General features: G+C 33.5%; 7 protein-coding genes, 9 tRNA genes and 2 rRNA genes. All 18 read right to left on the bottom strand.

Annotated features, from left to right (window positions below; genetic code table 11):
* Positions 1-216 precede the first annotated feature (216 nt).
* Positions 217-657: a hypothetical protein gene (locus tag B6K90_RS20045; RefSeq protein WP_088014524.1), complete on the bottom strand. Its 441-nt coding sequence runs from the start codon at positions 655-657 to the stop codon at positions 217-219.
* Between the two features lie 20 nt (positions 658-677).
* The gene (locus B6K90_RS20040; RefSeq protein ID WP_088014523.1) at positions 678-3,260 is read right to left on the bottom strand and encodes a hypothetical protein; all 2,583 of its coding nucleotides are present in this window, start codon (positions 3,258-3,260) and stop codon (positions 678-680) included.
* Between the two features lie 443 nt (positions 3,261-3,703).
* The gene (gene glmS / locus B6K90_RS20035; RefSeq protein ID WP_088014522.1) at positions 3,704-5,506 is read right to left on the bottom strand and encodes a glutamine--fructose-6-phosphate transaminase (isomerizing); all 1,803 of its coding nucleotides are present in this window, start codon (positions 5,504-5,506) and stop codon (positions 3,704-3,706) included.
* 534 nt (positions 5,507-6,040) lie between these two features.
* Positions 6,041-7,384: a phosphoglucosamine mutase gene (gene glmM, locus B6K90_RS20030; RefSeq protein ID WP_088014521.1), complete on the bottom strand. Its 1,344-nt coding sequence runs from the start codon at positions 7,382-7,384 to the stop codon at positions 6,041-6,043.
* Between the two features lie 13 nt (positions 7,385-7,397).
* Positions 7,398-8,687: a CdaR family protein gene (locus B6K90_RS20025; RefSeq protein WP_088014520.1), complete on the bottom strand. Its 1,290-nt coding sequence runs from the start codon at positions 8,685-8,687 to the stop codon at positions 7,398-7,400.
* Positions 8,680-9,498 (bottom strand): diadenylate cyclase CdaA, encoded by an 819-nt coding sequence (gene cdaA / locus B6K90_RS20020; RefSeq protein ID WP_088014519.1) that lies wholly within the window; start codon positions 9,496-9,498, stop codon positions 8,680-8,682. The genes B6K90_RS20025 and cdaA overlap by 8 nt, the downstream gene beginning before the upstream one ends.
* A gap of 578 nt (positions 9,499-10,076) precedes the next feature.
* Positions 10,077-10,976 (bottom strand): arginase, encoded by a 900-nt coding sequence (gene rocF, locus B6K90_RS20015; RefSeq protein WP_088014518.1) that lies wholly within the window; start codon positions 10,974-10,976, stop codon positions 10,077-10,079.
* A gap of 240 nt (positions 10,977-11,216) precedes the next feature.
* Positions 11,217-11,292 (bottom strand) — tRNA-Ala (locus B6K90_RS20010).
* 18 nt (positions 11,293-11,310) lie between these two features.
* A tRNA-Gly gene (locus tag B6K90_RS20005) sits at positions 11,311-11,385 on the bottom strand.
* Between the two features lie 17 nt (positions 11,386-11,402).
* Positions 11,403-11,475 (bottom strand) — tRNA-Lys (locus tag B6K90_RS20000).
* 27 nt (positions 11,476-11,502) lie between these two features.
* Positions 11,503-11,577: transfer RNA gene (locus B6K90_RS19995), tRNA-Gln, on the bottom strand.
* 8 nt (positions 11,578-11,585) lie between these two features.
* Positions 11,586-11,670: transfer RNA gene (locus B6K90_RS19990), tRNA-Tyr, on the bottom strand.
* Positions 11,671-11,688: 18 nt separating this feature from the next.
* Positions 11,689-11,764 (bottom strand) — tRNA-Val (locus B6K90_RS19985).
* Positions 11,765-11,774: 10 nt separating this feature from the next.
* Positions 11,775-11,849, bottom strand: a tRNA-Glu gene (locus B6K90_RS19980).
* A 16-nt stretch (positions 11,850-11,865) separates the two neighbouring features.
* Positions 11,866-11,938: transfer RNA gene (locus B6K90_RS19975), tRNA-Thr, on the bottom strand.
* Positions 11,939-11,951: 13 nt separating this feature from the next.
* A tRNA-Asn gene (locus B6K90_RS19970) sits at positions 11,952-12,026 on the bottom strand.
* Between the two features lie 10 nt (positions 12,027-12,036).
* A 5S ribosomal RNA gene (gene rrf / locus B6K90_RS19965) occupies positions 12,037-12,152 on the bottom strand.
* Positions 12,153-12,272: 120 nt separating this feature from the next.
* Positions 12,273-12,354 (bottom strand): 23S ribosomal RNA (locus B6K90_RS19960); the annotation flags it as partial.

The raw sequence follows: 12,354 nt of genomic DNA, 5'->3' as shown, positions 1-12,354 counted from the left end.
ATTTTACTAGGTTCTTGAATTACTTTTTTAATTTTTTAATCAAAACAGCACAAGCTTACAATATTCGACATCTGCTATAGCTATTCCTTTAATTTATATGATTAAAATAAAAAAAGAGATCCTATATATAGGATCCTCCTCTTTAAAAATTATTTATACTTTTCATTTATTGCTTATATACTTTTAAAGTGAACCGTTTTTTTGCAGCCTAGTATTCTAATGAACAACTTGTTCCATTTGTAATTCTTTTGAAATTTTGATCTTAAGACTATAATCATCCCATACTGCTGTTGAATCGTCTGTTGTTGTTATAGCTCCCAATCGTAATTCATCAATAATCTCTCGTCGTAATCGTTCAACACCTATTTTACGGTATCTCCGTACTCTTGATGGTAATGGTTCAACTTTAAGTAGTTGTTTTAGAAAAGAATCCGGTATAAGATCAATGTAATCATAGTGCTTAATATCAGAAATTCTGTTATTTTTTATAATACTAATAATAATTCTTTCCTTTAAGAACGATAAACTGTAGGTAGATTGTTTGAAATGGATGATAAAATCAGGATTATAATAAGTTGCAATTTGTTCCTCAATTATTGGACCAAAAAGATTACAATAATTTAGTAAGGCCTGTTTATCAACTCCCAATTTAACCATTGTGATCCTCCTTTAAACATTTATATCCCTTCTTCTAAAGAATCAGTCACTTTTTTAGTATCTAGATTTCGGTGCTCAACCAGTTCCCTATCTAATACAGTTCTAAACATTTTATCAATTTCTTGTTGAGTAATGTTTTCCCTTGTAAACAAATGAATAAGTCGTTCATAAAAAAGATTTCTATTAGCATCTATATGTTCGACATTCTTTCTATAACACTTATGTAAATATAAAAGTGATTGAATATCTAGAAAAACAGGATGTGTGTCGTATTTTTCACCCAATTTTTCGTTAAAGTATTCACGCATACCATCCTTTTGGTGATCTTGAAATCGATTTGATATAAATAAATGTGCACTTAGTTCTTCTTTATCACTAAACCTTAGAATAAATGGATTATCATTTAATTTTTCAACGTAATCAATAGCTTTGCGTTGTTCTGCTTTAGCTAAATCATATCCTATGTCTTTTTTTGTAAATTTGCAGTCATACGAGAAAACTCTTCTAAGATCTTCACGTTTAGTGTTTTTAGTCGAAATTGCAAAAATTCCTTCAGGAAAGGGTTTACCACTCTTTTCTTTTCCCCATTTTTCACCATTAGGTACTAAATCTTTTAGGATGGCAAAAACATCATCTTCAAATATTTTGTCATCATAACCCTCAACAATTTCACTTGGCTTACTTTTTGTTCTTTCTAATGATTCCGTAGCATGATCAGCAGCTTTAGAAATTATTGTTTGAGATTGCATTTTTATGATTTCGATGTTGTTATGAATTAACTTCTCCAACTCTTCTTCTTCTGATAAATAAATTTTACTAAAGCTAATAGGATAAACGCCTTGATCCTTTAATGATTGTACAGCTTCTTCTACCATTCCTACCGTAACAATAATTGTTGGAATCATCATGGTAGTTATTCGCTTCATAAAAGATGATCGAATATGCTCGCTAGTAATAAATAATTGGATAGTTTCATTAGTATCGTCATTATGAAAATTAATAAACTGATACTTTTCTTCGTCAATTTTAATGGTAGATGGTTTCGGAGAAGCAACATAACCCATTTTTAATAACGAAGGTGTTAAAATTTGTTTCGTCTTGCTAGTTACTTTTTTTATATCAACTTCGCAACTGCTAATCTTTTTACTATAACTGGATGTATTTTCACAACTACAATGAAAAGTTTCAAGATCGAAGGACATATCTTCCGTTTCCGAAACATCACCACAAGCAGTACAAGTGAGGATAAGTTTATTATTTTCTTTTATTAATTTACTTGCAACTAATTTATCAAATAATGTTCTTTCTACTTCAGTTAAAGTTGCAGATGTTGATAAAGCCATTATATAGTCAAGCTTATCTGCTTTTCCCTCAAAAAATTCATAGTTAGATATTTCATGAAATAATGGAATTCCAAATAAACCTTCAAATTGTTCTATAAAACTTTGTTTAATTGCTTTATCCATTTTACTATCATCCATTGAAAAAACTACGTTACCATTTGAAAGAACTATGCTTCGAATAAGTCTTTTCTTATTTTGAACTTGAGCCATTATATGTTCAATATCTTTAATGCTCCTAAAGCTTAAAATACCTTTATCATTTGCATCTATAACTGATGGCCAAATGCTTTCATTTTCAAGCTCATATGTCATCTTTGGACTCTTTTTTAGTAAACTTGTTCTAAATGATATTTTTGTCACAAGGAAGTCTTTAACTTTACTCTTAATAATGGGTTCACCAGATAAAAATGCATTACTAATGAGTACTGGATCATAATTTTTAAATACGCCTGTTTCAATTTTAGAAACTTTAACAGGAAAGGTTTCCTCAATATATGTAATAATATGTGCAGCGTCTGAATTATTTGCTCCCTTTACTTCCACTATTTCTTGTTCAGAATTAATACTTAACAATATAGTAGAAACTTCTTTATTTCGTATCGCCTTATCAAAATCCTGCTTTGTAGAATCGTTTACCTGTTTATAAATGCTTAAAATAATTTCAGTCTTATTTACAAAAAAAGAATGGATTTTATAATTGTTATCTTTGCCCGATAATTGATAAAGTCTGTCTGGAAAAGTTTGCTTATATTCACTTATTAACTTTAGCAAGTTTTTTATAGGTATTACTTTATTTATACTAAAAATTTTACCCGATCCTTTTTCATTCCAAAGAAAATATGTCAACCCTTCCATAAGTAACTTAGGAGACAACTTAAACATTTGAATTAGCCTTGGCAATGAAGTAGAATAATGAATTTCTTCACTATTCATTTTTAATAAATACAATTCATCAATAGTTCTTTTTTTACGATTTAAAAAATCTTGCAATATAATAATTTCTTTCTTTTTGTCGAGGATCAAACCAATAAAACTGTCAATTATTTTCTCTTTTGTACTTTCAGAATAAATCTCTAGATTATAAAGAGTGGCGAGCTCCTTCAGACATTCTATTGTAAGCCTATTTAATAGGCTAGATAACCTTTGATTTATTAATCCTTCATTTTTGGATAACTCCACAATAGGATTAATCGCAATTCCTAGTTCTTGCCAATAATCTAAATCCAAATCGTCATGAGAATGGTATTTTAATAAAGACATTGCATCACCTTCATAGTTTTTTAGTCATATTCTTAAATTTTACCGAATATTTCGTCATAATTAAATAAAATTCAAACAAAATTCTATATTAATTAAAAGAATATTAGAAGAAAAACAAAAGCATTACTTCAAATGTCCGAAGTAATGCTTCTAATATAGGGAAAATTATTTATTCGGTTTTCTAACTACAACTCTTTCATCAATTTCACTAATTTGAAAATCTTCTTTAGTTGGAACATTTTTATTTTCAAATTTGATCATATTTTCCAACTCCCATTTGATATTATTAGTTCCTAATTTAATCTTTATTTGACTAATTGTTAGTATGAAACTTTGTTGTTCAGTATGAATCAATTTTTGTAAGTGTATAACTTTCTTGTTCAGTATGAATCTTTCTTGTTCTTAAACATCTTTTCTTTTAAACTGTAAGATTACTAATTTGATTATTCAACTGTAACTGATTTTGCAAGATTACGAGGTTTATCAACATCACAACCACGATGTAAAGCAGCATAGTAAGAAATTAATTGTAATGGTACTACTGAAAGGATTGGAGATAATTCTTCTTGTACTCTTGGTAAAATGAAGCGATCGCCTTCCATGTTTAATCCTTCCATTGAAATGATACAAGGGTTAGCTCCACGAGCCACAACCTCTTTTACATTTCCACGAATGTTTAAGTTTACTGATTCTTGTGTTGCTAATGCGAAGATTGGAGTCCCTTCTTCGATTAAAGCAATTGTTCCGTGTTTTAATTCTCCACCAGCAAATCCTTCTGCTTGGATGTAAGAAATTTCTTTTAGTTTTAATGCGCCTTCTAAGCAAACGAAGTAATCTACGTTACGACCGATGAAGAATGCATTACGTGTTGTAGCTAAATATTCTGTAGCAATTTTTTCAAACTCTTCTTTTTGGTTTGTAATTGATTCCATTGCATTTGCTACAATTCCAAGTTCTTTAACTAGGTTAAAGTTAACTGTTTTTCCTTTTTCTTTTGCAAGAGCATTTGCAACAATTGCAAGTACTGCTAATTGTGCAGTGTAAGCTTTCGTTGATGCAACAGCGATTTCAGGACCTGCGTGTAAAGGAAGAGTGAAATCAGCCTCACGTGATAATGTTGATCCTGGCACGTTTGTAAGTGTAATTGCTTTGTGACCTAATTTATTTGTTTGTACTAGACATGCTCTACTATCAGCAGTTTCACCACTTTGTGAAATATAAATGAATAATGGTTTTTCTGATAGCAATGGCATATTGTAAGAGAATTCACTTGCAACATGTACTTCTACAGGAACTCCCGCCATTTTTTCAATAAATTGTTTTCCAACAAGACCAGCATGATAACTAGTTCCACAAGCAACAATATATAATCTGTCAGCTTCTGCTAAAGCTGCTTTAATTTCAGCGTCGATTACAAGCTCGCCGTTTTCATCTTGGTACTTTTGGATAATATTACGGATTACTAAAGGTTGCTCATCTGTCTCTTTTAACATGAAATGAGGGTAAGTTCCCTTTTCGATGTCGCTAGCATCAATTTCCGCAGTATATGGAGAACGTTCTTTAATATTTCCGTTAAGATCCATTAATTGAACATGATCCTTAGTAACTAAAATAACCTCTTTATCCATTAATTCAATAAATTGATCCGTAATTTGTAACATTGCCATCGCATCAGATGCAATAACATTAAATTCTTCACCAACACCAACAAGTAATGGGCTTTTGTTTTTTGCTACATAAATTACATCATCATTTTGTTTATCTAATAATGCAATTGCATAAGAACCTTTAAGAAGCTTTAGTGTTTCTCTAAAAGCATCAAGAACAGATAAACCATTTTTAATATGACGTTCAACTAACTGAACAATTACTTCAGTATCTGTATCACTTGTAAATTCAATGTTATTTAAATAATCGTTTTTTAATTGTACATCGTTCTCGATAACGCCGTTATGAACAAGTGTAAAACGTTCAGTAGAGCTTTGGTGAGGATGCGCATTACGTTTACTTGGAGCACCATGTGTTGCCCATCTAGTATGACCAATTCCAACGTTTCCGTCCGCTTTTGTAGGGATTGATTTGCGTAATACTGCAATTCTACCTTTTTCTTTATAAACTTCTACACCATTGTCAGTTAAAAGAGAAATCCCAGCAGAATCGTAACCACGATACTCTAATTTCTCTAAACCTTTTAATAAAATTTCTTTCGCATTATCATTTCCAATATATCCAACGATTCCACACATAATTACTATTGCTTAGTAAGTCCTAAAACAAGACATACAAAATGTATAGGAATGGAACGCTGTTTTCCTAACCGTTTAACTATTTAATTTTCTATTCCCTCGTCATGTTTAATAATGGTAGAGGACTTACAAGCAATATCCACCTACCTTTCATATTCCGCTCATATAGCGAGTTCTTTTATTTGTTTTAAACGGTGTATCAGATTATTTACGTTTGTGCACACAGTCACCCATGTGTTTTACATAAATAATTTCGGTTGTGATACAGCAACCGGGAGTCATCCGCCGAAACTTCGATAAAACTCCACCTCGTCAACTACACATTCACGTCTAGTGTAGTTCTGGCGCTTTTTTAATACTTTATTATTTCTATACTCCTTCCTTGTTAGGAAAACAATAAAACAACTATACTATACTGTGTTTAAAATGGTCAACAAAAATATGTTGAAAAAAATTATAGAATAGCTGTATATAACAAAAATATGCATAGACTTACACAAAAGTGCTCATCAATGCATATTTTTTTAATTTATATTATTCTCCAACTTCTTCTTTGACAACAGCAACAATACGTTCTACATATTGTTTACATTCTGCCTCAGAAGGAGCCTCAGCCATTACACGAATAAGTGGCTCAGTACCAGAAGGACGAACTAAAATACGGCCATTGCCGTTCATTTCATCTTCTACCTCTGAAATGGTTGCTTTAATGCGTTCGTTATTAAGTGCTTCATTTTTATCTGTAACACGAACATTAATTAATAATTGCGGATACTTTTTCATTTCTCCAGCTAATTGAGATAAAGTTTTACCTGTTTCTTTTACAATACTCACGAGCTGAATCGCACTTAACATACCATCACCAGTCGTAATATGATCTAAAAAGATGATGTGTCCAGATTGCTCACCGCCAAGATTGAAACCATTCTTTCTCATCTCTTCCATTACATAACGGTCTCCAACACCTGTAACTGCACTTTTCATCCCATTCGTTTCTACCGCTTTGTAGAAGCCTAAGTTACTCATAACAGTTGATACGATTGTATTTTGTTTTAGGCGACCTTTTTCATTTAAATATTTTGCACAAATATACATTATTTGGTCACCATCAACGATTTCACCATTTTCATCGATTGCAATTAGACGATCGCCATCTCCGTCAAATGATAAACCGATATCAGCACCTTTTTCCTTTACAAGAGCTGCTAATGCTTCAGGATGTGTAGAACCTACACCATCATTTATATTAAATCCATTAGGGTTTGTCCCCATTGTAACTATATCCGCTTCTAAATCTGCAAATAAATATGGCGCTAAGGAAGAAGTGGCACCGTGTGCACAATCTAAAGCAACTAATAGGCCAGAGAAATCTTCATCAATTGTATTTTTAAGGAATTGTAAGTATTTTTGACCACCTTCAAAGTAATCACTAACTTGACATAAATCATTTCCAGTTGGTCTTGGTAGACGATCAACTTCTGCATCCATTAGTTCTTCAATTTCATCTTCTTGCTCATCCAATAATTTAAAACCGTCTGGACCAAAAAACTTAATACCATTATCTGCAACAGGATTATGCGAAGCAGAAATCATAACACCAGCTTGTGCCCCAAGTGCTTTTGTTAAATAGGCAACACCTGGAGTAGAGATAACCCCTAATCTCATAACTTCAGCACCAATTGATAATAATCCTGCAACTAGTGCTCCTTCAAGCATATGTCCTGATACACGTGTATCACGCCCAACAATGATTTTAGGTTTGACATTATTTTTTGTTAATACATAGCCGCCGCAGCGTCCAATCTTATATGCTAATTCAGGAGTTAACTCTTTATTTGCAACTCCTCGTACACCATCAGTACCAAAATATTTACCCATTTTAACTCTCCTTCTAATTCGATGACTGTCCTACATCGCCTGAATTCTCATTTTCATCCGTTTGAGCAGATTTTTTATCAGTAATTTCAATCGTTATTGTATCAACATCTAAACTATATATAACCCCTTTTGGGCCAGTAATAGTAAGCGCTACATCTCTAGTTCCTGGATCTAGTCCATTAACTTTTGCTGTAATATTTAAATCGCTTAGATTAATCGCATCCAAGTCTTCCTTAAATCCTTTAGCAGTAACTACTACTTTTCCTGTAGGAGGCTTAGTAAACTTATATTCAAATTGATTATTTTCACCTACTAAATTAATAGGGATATTACTAAATTTCTTTTCCATTTCTTCATCAAAATTAACGTCTACATTAATCGTGCTTGTATCAACTCTAAATGCACCATTAGGAGTAGGTACATTTACTTCATATGTACCACTTTGATCAAATGAAGATATGTCGACTGGCACTTCTATAGGTCCACTAAACTTGTCCAACCAATCTTTAGATGCATAAATTCTCACTGAATCAACTTTACTAGCGAGACTATTTAGTTTTAAACCATCTTTAAGTGTTCCGGTTTGCACTAACTTAATCGGGAAGCTGGCACTTTCTGAAACAATGGGGACAGTTACTTCAACTTTTCTTGGACTTGTAGTAAACGGAAGTTGAACACCTTTTTTATTGTATAATTTAACAGGTAACACTTGGCTAAATGTTTGATTCGCATCAGTAACATCCACACCAACACTCGCATATGCCACTTGCGACACTTCGTCTGTTGATCCCACTATTTTGATCGAACCTGGTTTAACTATTGCATTCTCTGCTTTATAGCCATGTTTAATCTTTTTTTCGTTTAGATAAACAACTTTAACTGAAACGTCTTTTTCAATTTTTTCTTTAATTGTTACTCTAACTGTTCTTGGTTTAATAGTTGCTTTTATTTTATCTGATATATTTCTAATTTTTAAAGGAACTTCATATGTACCTAAAGCATAAGAAGTTAAATCCAAATAAACTTCAAAATCTTTTTTCATTTCAGCAGTTTTTACAATACTATTAGGTCCATCTAATTGCACTGAAACATTTTTTGGAATTCCAGTTACAATTAGATTGTGCTGATCATAAATAGGTGTTACTGGTACTTCTTTTACTAATTCTTTATTTTTAACAAACGGAATATCTCCTAATCCCGATGTACTTGATTGTGGAACTAGATTGACAGACATAAACAGTAATAATGTTACTAATAAAGCGATTCCTCTTAATATCCAACGATTATCCATAAAATTATCCATTACGCTTCACCTTCCAATTCCATTTAGATGTAGTGGACTCTTCTGGTGATTTTAGTTCAGAATTTAATAAATTTACAAGTTCGTCTTTTGATAATTCTCTGTATAGATTTCCATTCCTTGCTACTGAAACTGCACCTGTTTCCTCGGAAACTACAATCGTAATACTGTCAGTAACCTCACTGATACCAACTGCAGCTCTATGTCTCGTTCCTAGTTCCTTTGAAATAAACGCACTCTCAGACAAAGGTAAATAACAGGCTGCTGCTGTAATCTTTTCACCTTGTATAATTACCGCTCCGTCATGTAGAGGTGTATTCGGTATAAAGATATTAATCAATAATTCTGATGATAAATTAGCATTCATTCGAATACCAGACTCTATATAGTCACCCATACCTGTTTGTCTCTCGAAAGAAATAAGTGCACCTATTCTTCGTTTAGCCATGTATTCAGTGGCTTTTGCAATGTTCTCAACAATATCATTTCGGTCGTTAATCCCATTTCCTGTCGTTCTAGAGAAGAAGCGACCACGTCCAAGCTGTTCTAGTGCTCTCCTTAATTCTGGTTGAAAGATAATAATAACCGCCAAGAATCCCCATGTTAATGCTTGATCCATTAAAAATTGTAAAGTATGCAGGCCAAATAGGCTACTTAATACCTTTACAACAATAATGATTGTTACACCTTTTAAGAGTTGGACAGCCTTCGTCCCTTGAATAATGATAATTAATCTATAAATAACAAACCAAACTATAAGTATGTCTAATCCATTTTGTAAATACTGTAAAAAATTTATATGTAAAGAAGGCATCTTTTACCCTCCAAATTCTATAGAATAAAACTGTATCTTGAGTATTATACCATATTTTTTCAATACACAAAATTTGTGAGTTGTTAAATATGTTAACAATACTTTAACGACTATTTTAGTTATATTAAACAAAATTACAGTATTTATATATATTGGTTCAATAAATTCGAAGGAGAATAACAAGGAATTTTTTATTTAATTTTTTAGTGGTTTATAAAGGACAATTTCCCAGAGTTTTTAATTATTAGGTTAAAAACAAAAAAAGCTAGCAGATGCCAGCTTTTTGATAAAAGAAGTTTTCCTATTAAATACGTAATGTCTTGTTGATTTTCATTACAGGGTGCTCGCTTTCAACGGGGCAAGACCTTAGCCTCTTCGTTCCTGCGGGGTTTCAGCCTTCCCGCTAATCCCATGAGTCGAGCACCCCTTTAGTTCCAACCAACTTTAAAAGGATGTTTTCATAGCTTAGATAACCATATACTTATTCATAACAGCCTTATTTAACAATTTATATTCGATATTTTGCTCGAACATTGACTACGTATCTTAATTCTACTTCAGTGAGTTTTATTTAATAATTATAGTAACTTCTCACCTAATAATGAGCCTATTAATGCGACTGCTACGATTGCTGTTCTATTTCTTTCATCTAATATTGGATTAACTTCTACGAATTCAATTGAAGTAATAATATCAGCATCAGATAACATTTCCATCGCTAAATGACCTTCTCTATAAGTGATTCCTCCAGGAACAGGTGTACCAACTCCAGGAACGTGAATTGGATCTAGACCATCAAGATCTAATGATAAGTGTACACCGTCACACCCTTTCAAGTGGTCAATGCTTTCTTCCATTACTTTTGTCATTCCTAATTTATCAATTTCATGCATTGTATAAACTTTAATTCCTAATTCTTTAATAATTGCTCTTTCGCCTTCATCAAGATCACGAGCGCCAATAATGATTACATTCTCTGGTTTTACCTTAGGGAAGTAACCACCTATTTTTGTTAATAAATCGTGACCATGACCTAAAGAAACAGCTAATGACATACCATGAATATTACCAGAAGGAGATGTTTCAGCAGTATTTAAATCTCCATGAGCATCAAACCAAATTAATCCAAGATTATTATAATGTTTTGATACACCCGCTAATGTACCGATTGCAATACTATGATCACCGCCAAGTACTAATGGCATTCTATTTCTTTTAATAACTTCATCCACTTCAGCAGCAAGCTTTTCACATGTTTCTTTTACAGATTTTAAGTTCTTTAAATTATGTTCTGAATTATCTTCTTTAACTGGTGTACGTTCTACTAAAATATCGCCTAAATCTTCTACTTGATAAGACATTCTTTCAATACGTTCGTGTAATTGTGCATATCTAATTGCACTTGGTCCCATATCTACTCCACGTCTAGTTTGTCCTAAATCTAATGGTACTCCAATAATTGAAATATCTTTTAACATTTTTATTTCCCCCATCGACTGAATTCATTAAAGAAAACGCTTACTTGATTTTGAAAAAATATAATTTTTTGACTGTTAAAGTTATTAATTATATTAATAGTTTAAATCTTTTGAAACAAATGGGTCAACTCGACATTTTTTTGTATACATATGCATTTTGCACTTTAGATTTGCTATATCATATGATTATATACAACAAAAAACCTTAGTCAAATGACTAAGGTTTAACTTTATGTATATTGGTGGAGCCTAGCGGGATCGAACCGCTGACCTCCTGCGTGCAAGGCAGGCGCTCTCCCAGCTGAGCTAAGGCCCCACTATTTATATATGCGAATGGAGCGGAAGACGGGGCTCGAACCCGCGACCCCAACCTTGGCAAGGTTGTATTCTACCACTGAACTACTTCCGCATATAAAAAAAAAAGAGTGAGCCATGAAGGATTCGAACCTTCGACCCTCTGATTAAAAGTCAGATGCTCTACCTACTGAGCTAATGGCTCGTAATAAAATTACGATTAAATAAAAAATGGCTGGGCTACCTGGATTCGAACCAGGGCATGACGGAATCAAAATCCGTTGCCTTACCGCTTGGCTATAGCCCAACAATAAATGGTGGAGGGGGACGGATTCGAACCGCCGAACCCACAGGGAGCGGATTTACAGTCCGCCGCGTTTAGCCACTTCGCTACCCCTCCGGTATTTATTAAATAAAATGGTGGAGGATGACGGGCTCGAACCGCCGACCCCCTGCTTGTAAGGCAGGTGCTCTCCCAGCTGAGCTAATCCTCCGTAATATAAATGGTGACCCGTACGGGATTCGAACCCGTGTTACCGCCGTGAAAGGGCGGTGTCTTAACCACTTGACCAACGGGCCAGTACAACTTTCCCTAAGCTTCCAACCGGGCTCGAACCGGTGACCTCTTCCTTACCATGGAAGTACTCTGCCTGCTGAGCTATGGAAGCATTAAGCTAAAAATGGCTCCGCAGGTAGGGTTCGAACCTACGACCACTCGGTTAACAGCCGAGTGCTCTACCACTGAGCTACTGCGGAATGATCATAAACCAAGCGACGTTCTACTCTCACAGGGGGAAACCCCCAACTACCATCGACGCTGAAGAGCTTAACTGCCGTGTTCGGTATGGGAACGGGTGTGACCTCTTCGCTATCATCACTTGATTCATTTTCTTAAGGACATTAATTATTATATCAAACTTCATTTAAAAGTCAATAACTTTTCGAAGTTTTTTATAATAATTTTTGTACCCTCAAAACTAGATAATGTCATTATCAAACTTGTTAGTTAAGTCCTCGACCGATTAGTATCAGTCAGCTCCACGTGTCACCACGCTTCCACCTCTGACCTATCAACCTGATCGTC

The sequence above is a fragment of the Gottfriedia acidiceleris genome, from assembly GCF_002128425.1.
Taxonomy (GTDB): domain Bacteria; phylum Bacillota; class Bacilli; order Bacillales; family Bacillaceae_G; genus Gottfriedia; species Gottfriedia acidiceleris.
The sequence above is the reverse complement of the archived record's forward strand: the minus strand, read 5'-3'. Positions and strand labels throughout refer to the sequence as shown.

Coding starts and splice junctions, on each gene's coding strand:
- B6K90_RS20045 (WP_088014524.1), bottom strand. CDS start 657: ATGGTTAAATTGGGAGTTGATAAACAGGCCTTACTAAATTATTGTAAT.
- B6K90_RS20040 (WP_088014523.1), bottom strand. CDS start 3,260: ATGTCTTTATTAAAATACCATTCTCATGACGATTTGGATTTAGATTAT.
- glmS (WP_088014522.1), bottom strand. CDS start 5,506: ATGTGTGGAATCGTTGGATATATTGGAAATGATAATGCGAAAGAAATT.
- glmM (WP_088014521.1), bottom strand. CDS start 7,384: ATGGGTAAATATTTTGGTACTGATGGTGTACGAGGAGTTGCAAATAAA.
- B6K90_RS20025 (WP_088014520.1), bottom strand. CDS start 8,687: ATGGATAATTTTATGGATAATCGTTGGATATTAAGAGGAATCGCTTTA.
- cdaA (WP_088014519.1), bottom strand. CDS start 9,498: ATGCCTTCTTTACATATAAATTTTTTACAGTATTTACAAAATGGATTA.
- rocF (WP_088014518.1), bottom strand. CDS start 10,976: ATGTTAAAAGATATTTCAATTATTGGAGTACCATTAGATTTAGGACAA.